Genomic DNA, 17,819 nt, shown 5'->3' with positions numbered 1-17,819 from the left:
TCGCAGCCCCGCAGCCCCCCCCGCCGGCAGCCGCGCCCGCCCCGGCGCCACAGCCCGCGGCGCCACAGCCCGCAGCGCCTGGGCAGGCGGCGGTGCTGCGCCTGTTCCTCGATGTCTCGGACCTGCTGATCTATTTCGCCGGGGCGCGCACGCCGACGGGCATCCAGCGCGTGCAGATGGGCATTGTCAGCCGCGCCGCCGCCGCGCCGGCCCCGGCCGGCATGGCCATCGCCCTGGCGCGCTACGATGCCGATGCGCTGTGCTGGCGGCCGGTGGACAAGGCGGCCTTCACCGCGCTCTGCGCCCTCGCCTCCTCCGGCGCGGATGCGGAGGCGGCGGACTGGGTCACGGCGCGCGACGCGCTCTATGCCCGCACCACCAGCAGCGCGCCGATCGCCTTCCCGGAAGGGGCGATCCTGGTGAATCTGGGCAATTCCTGGGGGCTGCCGGATTACTTCCGCGCCCTGACAGCGATGCGCCAGCGCCATGGCCTGCGCTATCTGCCCTTCGTGCATGACTGCGTGCCGCTGATCGTGCCCGAGCATTGCCAGCAATCGACGGTGCATGACTATGCCCGCTGGTTCGCCGCCATGGCGCTGCAGGCGGACGGGCTGCTGTGCAATTCCGAGAACACGCGGCGCGACGTGCTGCAGCAGCTCGGCCGGCTGATGCCCGGCTTCTCCCTGCCCGCCCATGTGGTGCGGCTGGATGCCGACCCGCGCGAACTGGTGCCCGAGACCCTCGGCGCCTCGGGCGCCCTGCGCGCCCTGCGGCCGGGGGAGAGCTTCGCCCTCTTCGTCGCCACGCTGGAGAGCCGCAAGAACCACCTGCTGGTGTTCAGCGCCTGGCTGGAACTGCTGCGCCGCCACGGGCCGGCACGGGTGCCGCGGCTGGTCTGCGTCGGCCGGGCCGGCTGGCATGCCGAGCCGGCGCTGAGCCTGCTGCGCAGCGTGCCGGAGCTGCAGCGCCATGTGCTGCTGCTCTCCGGCGTGTCGGACCAGGACCTCGCCACGCTCTACGCCGGCTGCGCCTTCACCCTCTATAACAGCCATTACGAGGGCTGGGGCCTGCCGGTCACCGAGGCGCTGGCGCATGGCAAGGTGGTCATCACCCCGCGCCATTCGTCGCTGACCGAGGCGGGGGGCGAGGCCGCCCTGTATTTCACGCCGCAGAGCCAGCCGGAGCTCGTGGCACTGGTCGAGCGCGTCGCCTTCGAGCCGGACTTCCGCGCGGCGCAGGAGGCGGTGGCGCGGCAGAAGGGCCAGCCGCGCAGCTGGGCGGCGGTGAAGGACAATGTGCTGGAGGCGGTGGCCGCGCTGGCGCGCCACCCCATGCGCCCGGCGGAGGGGCGGATGCCGCTGCGGCTGGGCCAGCCCTATGCCACGCAGCGCGCCTGCCTGCCGCGGCCCGACATCACCCTGGCCGTGGCGGAGGCGGCCTGCCAGGGCCCCGGCTGGCACCGGCAGGAGGAATGGGGCCTGTGGTGCCGCGAGGGCCATGCCACGCTGCGCCTCCCCCTCCCCGACGAGGCGCGGGGCGTGCCGCTGCGGCTCTATCTCGATCTCCGCCAGCCGGGCGAGGCGCTGGTGGTCGGCCTGCGTGCCAGCCTCCTCCAGACCAACCTCCTCCATGCCAGCCTGGGCGGCGCGCCGCTCACCCAGGTGGAGCTGCCGCTTGAAGGGAGCGGGGATGTGACCTTCGTCGTCGATCTTCCCGCCGCGCATGGCACCCAACCGGGGGTGGAGCTTGAACTGGATCTGGACAACGGCCCCGGAGTTGCGGCAGAGGGCATCGCCGGCCTCGCCCGGACGCAGATCGGGGCCGGTCTGCGCGGCTTCATGATTTGCCGGACTGACGACCACGCAGCCAGGCTGGCCTTCCTGGAGCGGAAGAGCTTCCTGTCCCCCGGCCAGTGAGATCCATGATACCTTCCGAGACTGACCTCGCCGGCCAGCGCATCCTGGTCACCGGTGCCGCCGGCTTCATTGGCGCGGCGCTGTCCCACCGCCTGCTCGCAGGCGGGGCCGAGGTGGCGGGCGCCGACAATCTGAGCGACTACTACGACACCGCGCTGAAGCGGGCGCGGCTGGCGCGGCTGGCGGAGCATGCGGGGTTCCGCTTCGTGCCGCTCGACATCGCCACCCCGGGGGCGCTGGATGCCCTGTGGGCGGAGGTGAAGCCGGATGTGGTGGTGCATCTCGCCGCGCAGGCGGGGGTGCGCTACTCGCTCGACAATCCGCGCGCCTATGCCACCACCAATGTCGGCGGCTTCCTGGAGGTGCTGGAGGCGGCGCGGCACCGCCCGGTGCGCCACCTGATCTATGCTTCCTCCTCCTCGGTCTATGGCGCCAACACCAAGGTGCCGTTCCAGGAGCGCGACCCGGTGGAGCAGCCGGTTTCCCTCTATGCCGCCACCAAGCGCTCCAACGAGCTGATGGCGCAGACCTATGCCCATCTCTACGGCCTGCCGCTGACGGGGCTGCGCTTCTTCACCGTCTATGGCCCCTTCGGCCGGCCGGACATGGCCTATTGGAAGTTCACCCGCGCGCTTTTCGCGGGCGAGCCCATCCCCCTCTATGAGGGTGGCCGCCTCTGGCGCGACTTCACCTATGTGGACGAGATCGTCGAGGCCATCGCGCGGCTGACGGTGGCGCCGCCTGCCCATGCGGAGGAGCCGGGCCGCATCGCCGCCGGCGTGCCGCACCGCCTGTTCAACATCGGCAATGACTCGCCGGTGATGGTGAATGACGTGGTCCGGCTGCTGGAGCGCTTCACCGGCCGCACGGCCATCCGCCAGGAACTGCCGATGCAGCCGGGCGATGTGGAACGCACCTGGGCGGATGTCTCGCTGCTGCGGGCCGCGATCGGCTTCGCACCGTCCACACCGCTGGAGGTGGGGCTGGAGCGCTTCGTCACGTGGTACCGGAGCTACCACGGCCTCAACTGAAGCCGGCGAACAGAAAAAAGTTTTTTGGTTCTTTTTTCCAAAAAAGAACTTTTCTCTTTTCTCTTTTCTCTTTTTTCTTTCCCCCGCCCTCCTCCGGACGCGGTGCCTTCAGCACCGCGCCCGGCTGGGTCCCGCCGGCCTTACCCGGCGAGGGCGCCCTTGATGGCCGCCAGGGCCTCGGCGGCCTTGCCGGCCTCGGGGCCGCCCGCCTGGGCCATATCCGGGCGGCCGCCACCCCCCTTGCCACCGACGGCGGCGCTGGCCGCGCGCACCAGGGCCACGGCATCGGCCTTGCCTTTGGCGGCCTCGGCCACGCCGACGACGATGCTGGCCTTGCCCTCGGCGGTGGAGACGAGGGCGACGACATCGGCGGTGCCGGACTTCAGGATGGCCTCGGCCAGCCCCTTCAGGTCACGCGGCGGCACGTCGCCGAGATCGCGGCCGGAGTAGCGCAGCCCCGCCACCTCCTCCACCACGGCGTCGCTGCCGCCGGTGGCGAGCTTTTTGCGGAGTTCGGCCACGTCGCGCTCGAGCTTGCGGCGCTCCTCGACCAGGGCGGCGATGCGCGCCGGCAGCTCGGCCGGGGCGATCTTCAGGGCGGCGGCGGCCTCGCGCAGGGTCTTCTGCTCGGCCTCGACCAGGGCCAGGGCGGCGGCGCCGGTCACCGCCTCGACCCGGCGCACGCCGGCGGAAACGGCGCTTTCGGCGACGATCTTGAACAGGCCGATATCGCCGGTGCGGCGCACATGGGTGCCGCCGCAGAGTTCCAGCGAATAGACGCCGTGCTTCTCAACCGCCTCCGGGTCGTGGCCCATGCCGACGACGCGCACCTCATCGCCATACTTCTCGCCGAAGAGGGCCATGGCGCCGGCCTGGACGGCGGCTTCCGGCGTCATCAGGCGGGTGACGACCTCGGCATTCTCGCGGATGCGGGCATTCACCTCGGCCTCGACCCAGGCGAGGTCCTCGGGCTGCATCGGCGTCGGCTGGGAGACGTCGAAGCGCAGCCGGTCCGGCGCGTTCAGCGAGCCCTTCTGCGCCACATGGGTGCCGAGGCGGCGGCGCAGCGCCTCATGCAGCAGGTGGGTGGCCGAGTGGTGGGCGCGGATGGCGCCGCGGCGGACATGGTCCAGCTCCGCCTGCACGGCCTTGCCCGGCGCGGCCTCGCCCGCCTCGACGGTGCCGAGATGGACGAAGAGGCCGAGCTTCTTCTGGGTGTCACGCACGGCGATGCGCAGCCCGTCGGCGCCGGTGATCACGCCGGTATCGCCGACCTGGCCGCCGCTCTCGGCATAGAAGGGCGTCTGGTTCAGCAGCACGGCCACCTCGGTGCCGGGGCCGGCCTTCTCCACCACGGCGCCGCCGGCGACGAGGGCGAGGATCTCGCCCTCGGCCTTCTCGGTGCTGTAGCCGAGGAACTCGGTGGCGCCGAGCTTCTCCTTCAGGTCGAACCACAGGGTTTCGGTGGCGGCCTCGCCGGAGCCGGCCCAGGCGGCGCGGGCGCGCTTCTTCTGCTCGGCCATGGCGGCCTCGAAGCCGGCGACATCCACCGCCTTGCCCTCGCCGCGCAGCGCGTCCTGCGTCAGGTCGAGGGGGAAGCCGTAGGTGTCATAGAGCTTGAAGGCGACATCGCCGGGCAGCGTGCCCTTCTCGCCGAGCTTGCCCGCCTCCTCGGCCAGCAGGCCGAGGCCGCGCTCCAGCAGGCTGCGGAAGCGGTTTTCTTCCAGCTTGAGAGTCTCAGAGATGAGAGCTTCCGCACGGACGAGTTCCGGATAGGCGGCGCCCATCTGGCGCACCAGCACCGGCAGCAGGCGGTAGAGCAGCGGCTCCCTGGCGCCCATCAGGTGGGCGTGGCGCATGGCGCGGCGCAGGATGCGGCGCAGCACATAGCCGCGCCCCTCATTGGAGGGCATCACGCCATCGGCGATGAGGAAGGCGCCCGAGCGCAGGTGGTCGGCCACCACGCGGTGGGAAGCGCGGAAGGGCCCTTCCATCTCCTGCCCGGTGGCTTCGGCGCTGGCCTGGATCAGGGCGCGGAAGGTGTCGGTGTCGTAGTTGTCATGCTGGCCCTGAAGGATGGCGGCGAAGCGCTCCAGCCCCATGCCGGTGTCGATCGAGGGGCGCGGCAGCGGGTTGCGGGTCCCCGCCGGCTCCTCCAGGAACTGCATGAAGACGAGGTTCCAGATCTCGATGAAGCGGTCGCCATCCTCGTCCGGGCTGCCCGGCGGGCCGCCGGGGATCTTGTCGCCGTGGTCGTAGAAGATTTCCGAGCACGGGCCGCAGGGGCCGGTATCGCCCATGCGCCAGAAATTGTCCGAGGTCGGGATGCGGATGATCCGGCTGTCCGGCAGCCCGGCGATCTTGCGCCAGAGGGCGGCGGCGTCCTCATCCTCCGAGAACACCGTGACCAGCAGCTTTTCCTTCGGCAGGGCGAAGTCGCGCGTCAGCAGGGTCCAGGCATGGGTGATGGCCTGTTCCTTGAAATAGTCGCCGAAGGAGAAATTCCCCAGCATTTCAAAGAAGGTATGGTGGCGGGCGGTGTAGCCGACATTGTCCAGGTCGTTGTGCTTGCCGCCGGCGCGCACGCATTTCTGGGCCGTGGTGGCGCGGTTGTAGGGGCGCTTCTCCTGGCCGGTGAAGACGTTCTTGAACTGCACCATGCCGGAGTTCGCGAACATCAGCGTCGGGTCGTTGCGCGGCACGAGGGGCGAGGATTCCACCACCGTGTGCCCGTTGCGGGCGAAATAATCGAGGAAGGTGGCCCGGATGTCGTTGCTGCTGGTCATCGTCCGCTCTGTCGCCCTGGCGTGATATTCCGTGGCCGCTGACGTAGCGCGGCATGGCTGGAGTGGGAAGGGCCAGCACAAAGTCAACACCGGGCCAGCCGCCTTTACACGGCGCGGCTTTGCAGGGGGGCCCGGTTGCGGCGTTATAAGGGTGCCATGCCGCGCAAAGCCCAGACCGACGACCTCTTCGGCGCCGCCGCCGCCCCGGACCCCGCCCCCCCTGTGGAGGCGGAGGCGGGAGACGGGTCCGGCCCGCCCGGAGGGCCCGACAGGCCCTTGGCCGACCGCCTGCGCCCGCGCCAGTTGCAGGAGGTGGTGGGGCAGGAACACCTGCTGGGGCCGGAGGGCGCCATCACCCGCATGCTGGGGCGCGGCGCCCTGGCCTCGCTGATCCTCTGGGGGCCGCCGGGGGTGGGCAAGACCACCATCGCCCGCCTGCTGGCCGAGGCCGCCGGGCTGCGCTTCGCCGCCCTCTCCGCCGTCTTCTCCGGCGTGGCGGATCTGAAGAAGGCCTTCGACGAGGCCCGCGCCCGCCGCCGCCCCGGCCTCTCTGGTGGTGGCCCTTCTGGCGGTGGGCAGGGCACGCTGCTCTTCGTCGACGAGATCCACCGCTTCAACCGCGCCCAGCAGGATGGCTTTTTGCCCGTCGTCGAGGATGGGACGGTCACGCTGGTGGGCGCGACCACGGAGAACCCCTCCTTCGCGCTGAACGGCGCCATCCTCTCGCGCTGCCAGGTGATGGTGCTGCGCCGGCTGGACGATGCGGCGCTGGAGCGGCTGCTGGCCCGCGCCGAGCAGCTGTCCGCCCGCGCCCTGCCGGTGGACGAGGCGGCGCGCGGCGTGCTGCGCGCCATGGCCGATGGCGATGGCCGCTATCTGCTCAACATGGCCGAGCAGCTCCTGGCCCTGCCGGAAGGCAGCGCGGCGCTGGACCCGGCCGGGCTCTCCGCCCTGCTCGCCAGGCGCGCCGCCCTCTACGACAAGGACCGGGAGGAGCATTACAACCTCATCTCCGCCCTGCATAAGTCGCTGCGCGGCTCGGACCCGGATGCGGCGCTCTACTGGTTCGCCCGCATGCTGGAGGGCGGCGAGGACCCGCGTTACATCGCCCGCCGCCTGACGCGCTTCGCCACCGAGGATATCGGGCTGGCCGACCCCTCCGCCCTGCCCGCCGCCCTCGCCGCCTGGGAGACCTATGAGCGCCTGGGCAGCCCGGAGGGGGAGCTGGCCCTGGCGCAGCTTGTCGTGCATCTGGGCGCGGCGCCGAAATCCAACGCCGTCTATGTCGGCTACAAGGAGGCCCGCCGCGCCGCGCGCGAAACCGGCAGCCTGATGCCCCCGGCCCATATCCTGAACGCGCCCACCAAGCTGATGAAGCAGCTCGGCTATGGCGCCGGCTATGCCTATGACCATGACGAGGATGGCGGCTTCAGCGGCCAGAACTACTTCCCGGAGGGCATGGAGCGGCAGCGCTTCTACCGCCCCGCCGGGCGCGGCATCGAGGCCCGCATCCTCGACCGCCTGCGCGAATGGGACGCCCTGCGCGAGCAGCGCATGGCCGGACGCGACACCCCCACCCCGAGGACCCGCCGATGAACGGCCCCTTCTCCCCCCTGCTGCTCGCCCTGGTGGCGGCGGGCGGCGCCGCCGGCTCGGTGCTGCGCTATGCCGTGGGCGTCTGGTGCGCCGCCTGGTTCGGCACCGCCCTGCCCTGGGGCACGCTGGCGGTGAATGTCATCGGCAGCGCGGTGATCGGCCTGCTCGGCGGCGCCATGCAGGCCGGCATGCCCTTCCCGCTGGAGACGCGGCTGCTCGTCATCACCGGCGTGCTCGGCGGGTTCACGACCTTCTCAGCCTTCTCCCTCGACCTCGGTGTGCTATGGCAGCGCGGCCCGGCGGTGGCGCTGGGCTATCTGGCGCTGACCCTCGGCCTCGGCCTCGGCGCCTTCGCCCTGTGCTTCTGGCTCGGCAGACGCTTTTAATTTTTTTTCAGGCTGCTTTTCTTTCAGGCTGCCGCCGTCTCCCGGCACAGCGGGACGCTGCACTGAAAAAAGTTTTTTGGTTCTTTTTTTTCAAAAAAGAACGCTTTTCCCAGGCTTTGCCCTGCCTTTCACACAGCCCACCCATTCCGGGGGTGAGTCGGGCGGCTCCGGCTGCTACAAGCCCCCGCCCGAGTTGATCGAGACTGCCCATGACCATCCAGCACCGCACCGTCCACGCCGCGGACGCCGATTCCCGCCTGGACCGCTGGTTCCGCCGGCACTTCCCGCAGCTGACCCAGGGGGCGCTGCAGAAAATGCTGCGCACCGGGCAGATCCGCGTCGATGGCAAGCGGGCCGAGGCCAATACCCGCCTCGCGCGCGGGCAGGAAATCCGCATCCCGCCGCTGCCCGAGGGGCCGGCGCCGGAAAGCCTCACCCCCCGCCCGCGCCCGGTCTCCGAGGAGGATGCCCGCGCGCTGGAGCAGATGATCCTCTACCGCGATGACCACATCATCGCCCTGAACAAGCCGCATGGCCTGCCGGTGCAGGGCGGCCCCAACATCCGCAAGCACCTGGACGGCATGCTGGACGCGCTCTGCTTCGAGAAGGAGGAGCGCCCGCGCCTCGTCCACCGGCTGGACCGCGACACCTCCGGCGTCATCCTGCTGGCGCGCGACGCCGCGGCGGCCAGCTTCCTCGCCGCCGCCTTCCGTGGGCGGGATGCGCAGAAGACCTACTGGGCCATCGTGGTGGGCCAGCCGCAATACCAGGGCGGGCGCATCGACATGCGCCTGGCCAAGCAGGGCGGCGGCCCGATGGGCGAGCGCGTCGTCCCCGCCGAGGGCAAGGATGGCGCCCACGCCATCACCGAATTCGACACGGTGGACGCCGCCCGCCGCCACGCCACCTGGCTGGAGCTGCGGCCACTGACCGGGCGCACCCACCAGCTGCGCGTCCACTGCGCGGCGGCGCTCGGCTGCCCCATCCTGGGCGATGGCAAGTATGGCGGGCAGGCGGCGCATCTGGAGGGCATGTCCCACGCCCTGCACCTGCATGCCCGCCGCCTCATCGTGCCGCACCCGGAGGGCGGCACGCTGGACGTGACGGCGCCGCTGCCGCCCCACATGGCGGAGAGCTTCGAGACGCTGGGCTTCGAGAAGCCCCGCACGCCGCAGCCGAAGCGCCGGGGCTGACCCCATGGCCCCGCCCCGCCGCCGGCGCGGCCGTGCCGCGCTGGTCACCCTGGCCGTCCTGGTCGCCATTCCGGCGGCGGGCTGGGGCGCGCTCAGCCTCGCGCTGAGCGACGAGGTGCTGCGCCCCCGCGTCATCGCCGCCGTGGAGCAGGCCACCGGGCGCGGCCTCACCCTCTCCGGCCCCATCGGCATCAAGCTGTCCCTGGTGCCGACGGTGACGCTGGAGGGCGTCGCCCTGGCCAATGCGCCGGGCTGGGAGACGCGCGGCAGCCGGGCCCAGATGCTCACCGCCCGCCGGGTGGAGGCGGAGCTGGCCCTGCTGCCGCTGCTCCGCCGCAAGCTGGCCTTCGAGCGGGTGACGCTGATCGAGCCGGACCTGCTGCTGGAGCTGGATGCCGAGGGCACGCCCAACTGGCGTTTCGGCCCGCCGCGCCCGCGCGGGGCCGCCCCCGCCCCGGCCAGCACGCCCGCCGCCCCCGCCGGGGAGCCGCTGGCCCTGACCGTCGCCGCCATCGACATCGAGGGCGGCCGGATCGGCTGGCGCGACCTCCGCAAGGGCCAGGCGGAGACGCTGGAAATCCGCCATTTCCACCTGGAAGCCGAGAGCCCGGAGGCGCCGATGCGCTTCGAGGGCCGCTTCGGCTTCCACGGCGTGGCGGTGGCGGCGGAGGGCAGCAGCGGCCCGCTGGCCCAGCTCACCGGCGCCACGGCCAGCAGCGGCGAATGGCCGCTCCGCCTCGCCCTCGCCGCGCCGGGCGTGCAGCTCGTGGCGCAGGGCAATCTGGCCCAGCCGGATCTCCTCGGCGGCTGGCGCCTCACCCTCGACGCCGCGGCGGAGGACACGCAGCGCCTCGCCCCCTTCCTCGGCCCGCTGCCCCTGGCGCGGGGCCTGGATCTCTCGCTGGAACTGGCCGATGCGGGGGCGGGCGCCCTGCCCCGCGTCAACCGGATGCAACTGCGCAGCACCGGCTTCGCCGCGCCGCTGGCCGCCGGGCTGCGCGCCGGCGTGACCAGCCTTGGCTTCACCGCCCCAGGCGAGCCCGTCGCCCTGGCCTCGGCGCTGACGCTGAACGGCCTGCCGCTGCGCGCCGAGGGCAGGCTGCCCCCGCTGGAGCAGCTGCTCGCCGGCAACCCCACGGCGGATCTGCCCTGGCCGCTCCGCCTCGTCCTCCGCGGTGAGGGGCTGGAGGCGAGCGCCGAAGGCCAGTGGAAGGGTGGCCAGGAGGCGGAGCTGGACCTCTCCTTCAGCGCCCGGGATACGGCCGCGCTGTCCGCCGCCCTGGCCATGCCCCTGCCGCGCCTGACCGAGGCGCGGCTCGGGGCACGCCTCACCCTGTCGCGGCAGCGCAGCAGCCTGGAGGCGCTGCGCCTCGACTCCCGCCAGCTTCAGGCGGAAGGCGAAGGCGCCTGGCAGGAAGGCACCCCGCCCCTGCTGACGGCCCGCCTCGCCGCGCAGCGCCTGGACCTGGATGGCATGCTGGCCAGCCCGCCGGCGGCCCAGGCCGCGCCCGCCACGGCCGCCCCCGCGCCCTCTCCGGCCGCCCCTCCGCCACCGGCGCCCGCCGCCGAGCCGCGCCGCGTCATCCCCGACCTGCCGGTGGCCTTCCTCCCGCTGCGCGCCCTCAACGCCCAGATCGGCCTGACCGTGGGCGAGGCCCTGGCGGGGGGCGTCACCTATCGCGACCTGCGCGCCACGCTGAAGCTCAACAACGGGCAACTGGCGGTGGAGCCGCTCAGCCTCGGCCTGCCGGGTGGGCGCATCGCCGGCAAGCTCGCGCTCGATGGCAGCGGGGCCCTGCCGCGCCTCAGCCTCGCCTTCCGGCATGAGGGGGGCGGGCTGGATCTGCGCCCCATGCTCCAGGCCTATGGCATCCCGCCGCAGGCCAGCGGGCGGCTGGAGGTGGAAGCCGACCTCGCCGGCAGCGGCGCCGATACGCGCCAGATCGCCGGCACGCTGGGCGGGCACATGGCCCTGGCCATGGCCAATGGGCAGGTGGACAACCGCCTTCTCGCCTCCCTGGCCGGCGATCTCCGGCGCCTGCTGCTGCCCAATGCCCCCAGCGAGGGCAGCACCGCCCTGCGCTGCCTCGCCCTGCGCCTGAACCTGCGCGAGGGCATCGCCCGGCCCCAGGCCATGCTCGTCGAGACCTCCCTGGCCGATGTCGTCGGCAGTGGCGAGATCGACCTGCGGCAGGAGCGCCTGGCCCTGCGCCTGCTGCCGCAGATCCGCCTGGGCGGGCTCGGCCTCTCCGCCCCGGTGCAGGTGGGCGGCAGCTTCGCCAACCCCAGCTACCGGCTGGACCCGGCGGGCGTGCCGGAAGCCACGCTCGGCATCGTCGGCGATCTCGTCGCCCAGCAGATGGAGAAGCAGGGCGGCGTCCTGGCCCAGCTCGGGCAGCAGCTTTCCGGCCGCGCGCCGGGCACCCTGCCGGATTGCGCCCAGCAGCTCGCCGTCGCGCGCGGGGGCCGCAACGGGCCCATGCCCGCGCCGGAAAGCGCCTCCTCCAGCCGGCGCGAACGCCAGGGGGGCAGCGCCAGCGATCTGCTGCGCGGGCTGTTCGGGCGATAGACATCAAAAAAAACTCCAGAGCCTTGTGGGTTCTGGAGTTTTCTTTCAGGCTGCCGCCGTCTCCCGGCACAGCGGGACGCTAAACTGAAGAAAGTTTTTTGGTTCTTTTTTTCAAAAAAGAACGCTTCTCTTATTCCGCCGCCGCGGCGTCATCCGTATCCGGGCTGGCGAGCATGCTGCTGGCGACAATGCCGGCCTGGGCGCGGATGCGCTGCTCGATGCTGTCCGCCATGGCGGCATTGTCGCGCAGGAACTGCTTGGCGTTCTCGCGGCCCTGGCCGATGCGCTGGCTGTCGCAGCTGAACCACGCGCCGGACTTCTCCACCACCCCGGCCTTCACGCCGAGGTCGAGCAGCTCGCCCACCTTCGAGACACCCTCGCCATACATGATGTCGAACTCGACCTGCCGGAAGGGCGGGGCCATCTTGTTCTTCACCACCTTCACGCGGGTCTGGTTGCCCACCACGTCCTCACGGTCCTTGATCTGCCCGATGCGGCGGATCTCCATGCGGATGGAGGCATAGAACTTCAGCGCGTTGCCGCCCGTCGTCGTCTCCGGGTTGCCGAACATGACGCCGATCTTCAGGCGGATCTGGTTCAGGAAGACCAGCAGCGTGTTGGAGCGGGAGACGGAGCCCGTCAGCTTGCGCAGCGCCTGGCTCATCAGGCGGGCATGCAGGCCGACATGGCTGTCGCCCATCTCGCCTTCCAGCTCGGCGCGCGGCACCAGGGCGGCGACCGAGTCCACCACCAGCACATCCACCGCGCCGGAGCGCACCAGCGTATCGGCGATCTCCAGCGCCTGCTCGCCGGCATCGGGCTGGCTGATCAGCAGGTTGTCCACGTCCACGCCCAGCTTGCGGGCATAGCCGGGGTCCAGCGCGTGCTCGGCATCGATGAAGGCGCAGGTGCCACCGCGCTTCTGCGCCTCGGCGATGGCATGCAGCGCCAGCGTCGTCTTGCCCGAGCTTTCCGGGCCATAGATCTCGATGATGCGGCCCCGCGGCAGGCCACCAATGCCCAGCGCCAGATCGAGGCCGAGCGAGCCGGTGGGGATGACATCCACCTCATCCGACTGCTGCTTGGCGCCCATGCGCATGATGGAGCCCTTGCCGAAGGCCCTCTCGATCTGGCTGAGCGCGGCGTCCAGCGCCTTGTTCTTGTCCATTCTGGGAACCCTTTCGCCGTTCGGCTTGTCTCTCATATCGCCTGTGCCGCAGCTTGCGGCCGGATCATCCAGGCCCTGGCGATGCGCTTCAAGGGGAAGCCGCGTCCCGGGCGAGGAATTTATGTTCTCTATATGTTCGCAAAGACCGGGCTATGCAAGGGGGGTTTCCACCGCCATCGCCCGCCGCGCCGCCTCGGCGAGGTCGGCCGCGCCATAGGGCTTGGCCAGGAAATGCAGCCCCGGGCCTTCCAGCCCCTTCTCTACCATGGATGGGGCATATCCGCTCACCAGAAGAACCGGCAGGCCGGGGAAACGCTGCCGCACCACCCGCGCCAGCTCCGTCCCGTCCATGCCCGGCATGACCACATCCGTCACCATCAGCGCCGGAGGGGTGGCGGCCTCCTCCAGCATCTCCAGCGCCGATTCGGCATCCTCGGCCACCATCACCGCCCAGCCGGCGCGCTGCAGGGCGCGCTCGGCGAGGCGGCGCAGCGGCGCCTCATCCTCCACCAGCAGCAGCGGGGCCAAGGCGGGCTGGACGGCGGGCTGGGCGGCGGGAGGCCCGGCGGCGGAAAGCTCCGGCGCGGATGCGGGGGGGGCAGGCATGGGAGGTTCGGGCGCTGGCGCGGGGGGCTCCACCGCTGCCGGCTCCTCGACACGCGGCAGCAGGATGCGGAACAGGCTGCCCACCCCCGGCGTGCTGCGCACCGTGACATAGCCGCCGGACTGGCGGACGATGCCATGCACCGTGGCCAGCCCCATGCCGGTGCCGCCCTGCTGGAGCCGCCCGGTGAAGAAGGGCTCGAAGATGCGGGTGAGCAGTTCGGGCGGGATGCCCTTCCCCGTATCCTCCACCTCCAGCACCGTCCAGCGGCCGACGGGAATATCCTCGCCCACGCCGCGCTGGGGTTGCAGCAGCAGGGCGCGGCCGGTGCGCAGGGTCAGTTCCCCACCCTCGGGCATGGCCTGCCGCGCATTCATCGCCAGGTTCATCAGCACGCGGTCGAGCTGCGAGGGGTCGATCCGCACATGCCGGCCGGGCGTGTCCAGCTCCAGGGTGAGCCGGATGCTCTGGCCGAGCAGCGGGCGCAGAAGCTGGGCGATTCCTTCCACCGCCGCGTTCAGCGGCACGAGGCGCGGGGCCAGCACCTGCTGCCGGGCATAGGCCATCATCTGCCGCACCAGCGCGGCGCCGCGGCGGGCGGCTTCCTTGATCTGGTTCAGCTCGGCGCGCAGCGGCGCCTGGGCGGGCTGCGCGCCGGCCAGCCGCTCCGCATCCTCCGCCGCGCCCAGCACGACGGAGAGCAGATTGTTGAAGTCATGCGCGATGCCGCCGGCCAGGGCGCCCAGGGCCTGGAGCCGGTCGGCCTCCGCCACCCGGGCCTCCAGCGCGCGGCGGTGGGACTGGTCGCGCAGCAGCAGCACGGAATCGCCCCTCGGCAGGGCGAGGCGCTGCGGCGCCACCAGCGGCCCTTCCTGCCCTTCCGGGGCGATCAGGCGCAGCTCGGCCGGGGGCTCGCCGCCCTCCTGCAGCCATTGCCGCAGCAGGGGGCGGGCAGCGGCGGCGAAGAGGCGGTCCACCGGCGTGCCGGGGCGGATCAGCACGGCCGGGCCGAGCATCTGGCGCAGCGCGGCATTGGCCTCGCGCACCGCCTCGCCCTCACCCAGCCAGAGCGCAGGGTCGGGCAGGCCCGAAAGCAGGGCCATGAAGTCGGTGTCGGCGGGCCGGCCCCGCCAGGGGCTGAGCAAGCGCATTGCCGGCCAGACTAACATCACAAAAACGTGATGTCAGTTACCTTCTTCAGGCTGGCACGGCGCGGCACGTCATTTCGCCTCGGCGTCGAGCAGCGCGATGGCCTCACCCAGGAGCTGGTGGCTGATGCGCAGGGCGTCCAGGCTGGCGCCACTCACCGCCGGGCGATCCAGCAGCGCGCTGGCGGCGAGGTCCTCCGCGGCGGCTTCGGCCTCGGCGGCTTCCTCGGCGGCCGACATCTGCCGGGCCATGGCCAGCAGGCGGTGGGATTGCGCCCGCATGTTGGCGGCGCAGAGGCGCAGGGCTTCGTCCATGTCCATTGCGGCAGCTCCCTCGAGACGAAGTAGCTTAACGGCAAGGAGATTAGCGGAGGTTTAAGGCAGCCTGGGCACGGCATGGCCCCGCCCGGCGCACAACCGGAATGAAAGAGTAACTTTCCACCGATTAAATTGAGGCCATGTCACTCACCTCTCTCCAGGCTGTTCAGGCCAGCGCCGAAAGCCTGCGGTCGACCCTGGCCGTGGCGCAGGCCCTGGTCCATTCCGGCCGGCAGATCGACATGGCGGGGCTGGAACGGGAGGTGGCGGTGCTGTGCGCCGCTGCCCTGGCCTTGCCGCGGGCCTGCCGTGGCGAGGCGCGGCAGGCCCTGCGCGCGGTGCAGGCGGGGCTGGAAATGCTGCTCACCACCCTGCCGGGGCGCCAGGAATCCTGAGGGGCGCCACGCGGCGCCCCACGGGTCTCAGAGAGTGTCTGAGAACACAGCCCGCGTTCTTGAGAGGGGGTTCCCCCCTGAAGGCGGGTGCAGGGGACCCTGTCCCCTGCTGGGGGTGTTTGAGGGGGCAAAGCCCCCTCATCGAGGCCAGAGCCTTGTTCAGCCCTGCTTCGGCAGGTGCTTGCTGATATAGGGCGGCAGGTTGAAGGCGCCGGTGTGGATTTCCGGCGTCCAGTACTGCGTCAGCCCCAGGATGCCGGCGGCCTCGGCGCGGGCGCGGATGGTGGCGGTGTCCACCTGGCGCAGCGTCGCGTCCTTCGCCGCCCAGCCCAGCGTCATGAAGCCGCCGACATAGGTCGGCACGGCGGCGACATAGGCCCAGATATCCGGGAAGACCTTGCCACGGCGCAGCGAGGTCTCGGCCAGTTCCTCGGCCTGCATGGCCGGGACGCCGCACTGGTTCACGATCAGCCCGCGATCCGACAGCAGTCGCGCCGCATTGGCGTAGAACTCGTCGGTGAAGAGCACCTCGCCCACGCCGATCGGGTCGGTCGAATCGACGATCACCACATCAAAGCTGCCGGCCGGCGCCTTGCGGACATAGTCGATGCCATCGCCCACGATGACCTCGGCGCGCGGGTCGTTCCAGGCATCGCCGGCGATGTCGGGCATGTGCTCCTTGCACAGGCGGATGACCTCGCCATCGATCTCGACCATCACGGCCTTCTCGACGGTCTTGTGCTGCAGCACGCGCTTCAGCACGCCGCCATCGCCGGCGCCGATGATCAGCACGCGCTTCGCGTCGCCATGCGCCAGCAGCGGCACATGGGTCAGCATCTCCTGGTAGACGAACTCGTCCTTCTCGGTGATCTGCACCACGCCATCGAGCAGCATGACGCGGCCATGGCTGTAGCTCTCGAACAGCATGATGTCCTGGAACTCGCTCTGCACGCGGGCGAGTTCACGCTTCACCAGGAAGCGCTGGCCCCAGTCGGGGTACAGGGTTTCGTTCACCCAGGAGTCGGTCGGCATCGGGGAAATCCTCGGGAAGATGCGAAGAGGGCGGGACCCTAAGGCCCCGCCCTCCGCGGCGTCACGTGACAGGAGCGCGTCAGGCGGGCGTCAGCCGATCAGGCCGCGCTTGTGCTCGGCGAGCTGCACGCGCTCGGGCAGGAAGCCCTTCTTCAGCACCGGCACCGCGTTGTACGGGTTGCAGATGCCGCAGACGAAAATGTCCAGCGCGGCATAGGCCCGCTCCGGCCAGGTGTGGATCGAGACATGGCTTTCGGCCAGGACCAGCACGCCGGAGACACCACCATTCGGGGAGAAGTGGTGGAAATGGCCGTGCAGGATGGTCGCGCCGGTCTCGATGGCGGCCTCGCGCAGCACAGCATCAATGTGCGCGGGGTCGTCGAGATTCGTGGCACCCCACAGATCGACGATCAGGTGCGTGCCAGCGAAGCGCACACCGTCACGCTCGACGAAGTAATCCTTCGCCTCACCGTGAGTATCAACAGACTGGGCTTCGCTCGGGCTGCTATCCGAGACCATCCCCAGCGGAGAAACGAGAGCGTCCATGGCTCGGGGGCTCCTTCCCACCAGAAGATGACCAGGGTGATCGGAGATCGATCAGGTCAACGGGGGCGGCATATGCGGCAAGCCTTCCCCCGCCGCAAGGAAAATCGGGACCGCGAGGCCGAAAAAATCGCGGGTCGTTCCTGCGCCCAACGCGTATCTCGCCGTGTTGCCCCCCTGCCCCCTCCGGAAGGCCCCCGGCAACCCCCCGGGGGGATACGGAAAAACTCCAGTCCTGTCCCGCTTCATCATTCCGGTCGCATTTTGGCCGCGCGAAACCCCTTGCCCCCTGCGCCGGGGCTGCTATACCCCCGGCCTGCGCTGGATGGGTGGCCGAGCGGTCGAAGGCGCACGCCTGGAAAGTGTGTATACCTCAAAAGGGTATCGTGGGTTCGAATCCCACCCCATCCGCCATATTCCCTCCCCCCGACGATCCGCTGTCATTCGCAGGCCTCGCCCTGAACGCATCCGCGCGGCCGGCATTCCCGCGGCTGGCCGGCGCATGCTTGACGGCAGAGGACGGCTCTGTAACATTTTATTGCCAAGACAAACCTTGTCTTGTGCCGACAGTGCCGGGAAGCCTGATGCGCCTTTCTTCTCTGGCTGCCATAACGGCGGCCATCTTCCTGTCTGCCTGCCAGCAGCAGGATCCGGATTGGGCCAATAAGGCCGCCCTGCGGATCGGCGCGCCGCTGGAGAATGCCGCCGCACTGCGCGAGACGCAGACCGCGCGCTTCGCCGACGTGCCGGAGCAGCGCCTGCTCATCGAGGCCACGCAGGTCCTGCAGGATCTCGGCTTCACCATCGAGGAAAGCGCGCCCCGCTACGGCGTCCTCGCCGGCAGCAAGGACCGCGATGCGACCGAGGCCGGCCAGGTCGCCGGCCAGGTGGCCCTGGCCATCGGGCTGGCGCTGGTTGGCGTCCGCTACGACCCCATCTATGACACCGATCAGGTGATCCGTGCGACCCTGACGACCCGCCCCCTCGGCGCGCGGGACAGCCAGCTCCGCGTCTCCTTCGAGCGCATCGTCACCACGAACAAGGGCTTCACCCGCGTCGAGCGGCTGAGCGAGCCTGAATTCTCCACCGGCTTCTTCGAGAAGGTGCGCGCCGGCCTGGCGCGTGGGGCCTGAG

At 70.9% G+C, this 17,819-nt stretch carries 14 protein-coding genes and 1 tRNA gene; 9 read left to right on the top strand and 6 right to left on the bottom strand.

Going from position 1 to position 17,819, the window contains the following annotated elements; all coding sequences use genetic code 11:
- Positions 1-1,916: glycosyltransferase family 1 protein (locus NON00_RS09850; protein ID WP_256020168.1), on the top strand; the 1,916-nt coding region annotated here is incomplete at its 5' end.
- Between the two features lie 5 nt (positions 1,917-1,921).
- Complete coding sequence (locus NON00_RS09845) at positions 1,922-2,947, top strand: NAD-dependent epimerase/dehydratase family protein (RefSeq protein ID WP_256020167.1); 1,026 nt, start codon at positions 1,922-1,924, stop codon at positions 2,945-2,947.
- A gap of 140 nt (positions 2,948-3,087) precedes the next feature.
- On the opposite strand, the gene alaS is transcribed toward NON00_RS09845, so the two are convergent.
- Positions 3,088-5,733, bottom strand: coding sequence for an alanine--tRNA ligase (gene alaS, locus NON00_RS09840; protein ID WP_256020166.1), 2,646 nt, complete (start codon positions 5,731-5,733; stop codon positions 3,088-3,090).
- A 156-nt stretch (positions 5,734-5,889) separates the two neighbouring features.
- On the opposite strand from alaS, the gene NON00_RS09835 reads away from it, so the two are divergent.
- From NON00_RS09835 to NON00_RS09820, 4 genes are all read left to right on the top strand, one after another.
- On the top strand, positions 5,890-7,329 hold the full coding sequence (locus NON00_RS09835) for a replication-associated recombination protein A (protein WP_256020165.1): 1,440 nt from the start codon (positions 5,890-5,892) through the stop codon (positions 7,327-7,329).
- Complete coding sequence (locus tag NON00_RS09830; RefSeq protein ID WP_256020164.1) at positions 7,326-7,715, top strand: CrcB family protein; 390 nt, start codon at positions 7,326-7,328, stop codon at positions 7,713-7,715. Before NON00_RS09835 ends, NON00_RS09830 begins: the two co-directional genes overlap by 4 nt.
- A 209-nt stretch (positions 7,716-7,924) precedes the next feature.
- Positions 7,925-8,908 carry an RluA family pseudouridine synthase gene (locus NON00_RS09825; protein ID WP_256020161.1) on the top strand — a complete coding sequence of 328 codons (984 nt, stop codon included), beginning with the start codon at positions 7,925-7,927 and terminating at the stop codon, positions 8,906-8,908.
- Positions 8,909-8,912: 4 nt separating this feature from the next.
- Positions 8,913-11,477, top strand: a complete 2,565-nt coding sequence (locus NON00_RS09820; RefSeq protein WP_256020160.1) for an AsmA family protein — start codon at positions 8,913-8,915, stop codon at positions 11,475-11,477.
- Between the two features lie 130 nt (positions 11,478-11,607).
- On the opposite strand, the gene recA is transcribed toward NON00_RS09820, so the two are convergent.
- From recA to NON00_RS09805, 3 genes are all read right to left on the bottom strand, one after another.
- Positions 11,608-12,645, bottom strand: coding sequence for a recombinase RecA (gene recA / locus NON00_RS09815; RefSeq protein WP_256020158.1), 1,038 nt, complete (start codon positions 12,643-12,645; stop codon positions 11,608-11,610).
- A 150-nt stretch (positions 12,646-12,795) separates the two neighbouring features.
- Entirely contained in the window at positions 12,796-14,352 is a 1,557-nt protein-coding gene (locus tag NON00_RS09810) for an ATP-binding protein (protein WP_256020157.1), read from the bottom strand.
- Between the two features lie 117 nt (positions 14,353-14,469).
- Positions 14,470-14,718 carry a hypothetical protein gene (locus NON00_RS09805; protein ID WP_256020155.1) on the bottom strand — a complete coding sequence of 83 codons (249 nt, stop codon included), beginning with the start codon at positions 14,716-14,718 and terminating at the stop codon, positions 14,470-14,472.
- A 137-nt stretch (positions 14,719-14,855) separates the two neighbouring features.
- On the opposite strand from NON00_RS09805, the gene NON00_RS09800 reads away from it, so the two are divergent.
- Entirely contained in the window at positions 14,856-15,110 is a 255-nt protein-coding gene (locus NON00_RS09800) for a hypothetical protein (protein WP_256020154.1), read from the top strand.
- A 159-nt stretch (positions 15,111-15,269) separates the two neighbouring features.
- On the opposite strand, the gene speE is transcribed toward NON00_RS09800, so the two are convergent.
- Positions 15,270-16,142, bottom strand: a complete 873-nt coding sequence (gene speE, locus NON00_RS09795; protein WP_256020153.1) for a polyamine aminopropyltransferase — start codon at positions 16,140-16,142, stop codon at positions 15,270-15,272.
- Positions 16,143-16,232: 90 nt separating this feature from the next.
- Positions 16,233-16,688 carry an adenosylmethionine decarboxylase gene (gene speD / locus NON00_RS09790; RefSeq protein WP_256020151.1) on the bottom strand — a complete coding sequence of 152 codons (456 nt, stop codon included), beginning with the start codon at positions 16,686-16,688 and terminating at the stop codon, positions 16,233-16,235.
- A 320-nt stretch (positions 16,689-17,008) separates the two neighbouring features.
- On the opposite strand from speD, the gene NON00_RS09785 reads away from it, so the two are divergent.
- Together NON00_RS09785 and NON00_RS09780 are read left to right on the top strand one after the other, a co-directional pair.
- A tRNA-Ser gene (locus tag NON00_RS09785) sits at positions 17,009-17,099 on the top strand.
- Between the two features lie 170 nt (positions 17,100-17,269).
- The gene (locus NON00_RS09780) at positions 17,270-17,818 is read left to right on the top strand and encodes a hypothetical protein (protein WP_256020150.1); all 549 of its coding nucleotides are present in this window, start codon (positions 17,270-17,272) and stop codon (positions 17,816-17,818) included.
- Position 17,819: the final 1 nt, after the last annotated feature.

Source organism: Roseomonas sp. GC11 (assembly GCF_024437745.1).
Lineage (GTDB): Bacteria > Pseudomonadota > Alphaproteobacteria > Acetobacterales > Acetobacteraceae > Pseudoroseomonas.
Note: the sequence above shows the minus strand (reverse complement) of the source record. Positions and strands in the feature narration are given on the sequence as shown.

What these genes read in the sequence shown, in the direction of transcription:
- NON00_RS09830 (WP_256020164.1), top strand. Translation starts at nt 7,326, where the DNA reads ATGAACGGCCCCTTCTCCCCCCTGCTGCTCGCCCTGGTGGCGGCGGGC.
- alaS (WP_256020166.1), bottom strand. Translation starts at nt 5,733, where the DNA reads ATGACCAGCAGCAACGACATCCGGGCCACCTTCCTCGATTATTTCGCC.
- NON00_RS09810 (WP_256020157.1), bottom strand. Translation starts at nt 14,352, where the DNA reads ATGGCCCTGCTTTCGGGCCTGCCCGACCCTGCGCTCTGGCTGGGTGAG.
- recA (WP_256020158.1), bottom strand. Translation starts at nt 12,645, where the DNA reads ATGGACAAGAACAAGGCGCTGGACGCCGCGCTCAGCCAGATCGAGAGG.
- NON00_RS09845 (WP_256020167.1), top strand. Translation starts at nt 1,922, where the DNA reads ATGATACCTTCCGAGACTGACCTCGCCGGCCAGCGCATCCTGGTCACC.
- NON00_RS09835 (WP_256020165.1), top strand. Translation starts at nt 5,890, where the DNA reads ATGCCGCGCAAAGCCCAGACCGACGACCTCTTCGGCGCCGCCGCCGCC.
- NON00_RS09780 (WP_256020150.1), top strand. Translation starts at nt 17,270, where the DNA reads ATGCGCCTTTCTTCTCTGGCTGCCATAACGGCGGCCATCTTCCTGTCT.
- NON00_RS09800 (WP_256020154.1), top strand. Translation starts at nt 14,856, where the DNA reads ATGTCACTCACCTCTCTCCAGGCTGTTCAGGCCAGCGCCGAAAGCCTG.
- speD (WP_256020151.1), bottom strand. Translation starts at nt 16,688, where the DNA reads ATGGACGCTCTCGTTTCTCCGCTGGGGATGGTCTCGGATAGCAGCCCG.
- NON00_RS09820 (WP_256020160.1), top strand. Translation starts at nt 8,913, where the DNA reads ATGGCCCCGCCCCGCCGCCGGCGCGGCCGTGCCGCGCTGGTCACCCTG.
- NON00_RS09825 (WP_256020161.1), top strand. Translation starts at nt 7,925, where the DNA reads ATGACCATCCAGCACCGCACCGTCCACGCCGCGGACGCCGATTCCCGC.
- speE (WP_256020153.1), bottom strand. Translation starts at nt 16,142, where the DNA reads ATGCCGACCGACTCCTGGGTGAACGAAACCCTGTACCCCGACTGGGGC.
- NON00_RS09805 (WP_256020155.1), bottom strand. Translation starts at nt 14,718, where the DNA reads ATGGACATGGACGAAGCCCTGCGCCTCTGCGCCGCCAACATGCGGGCG.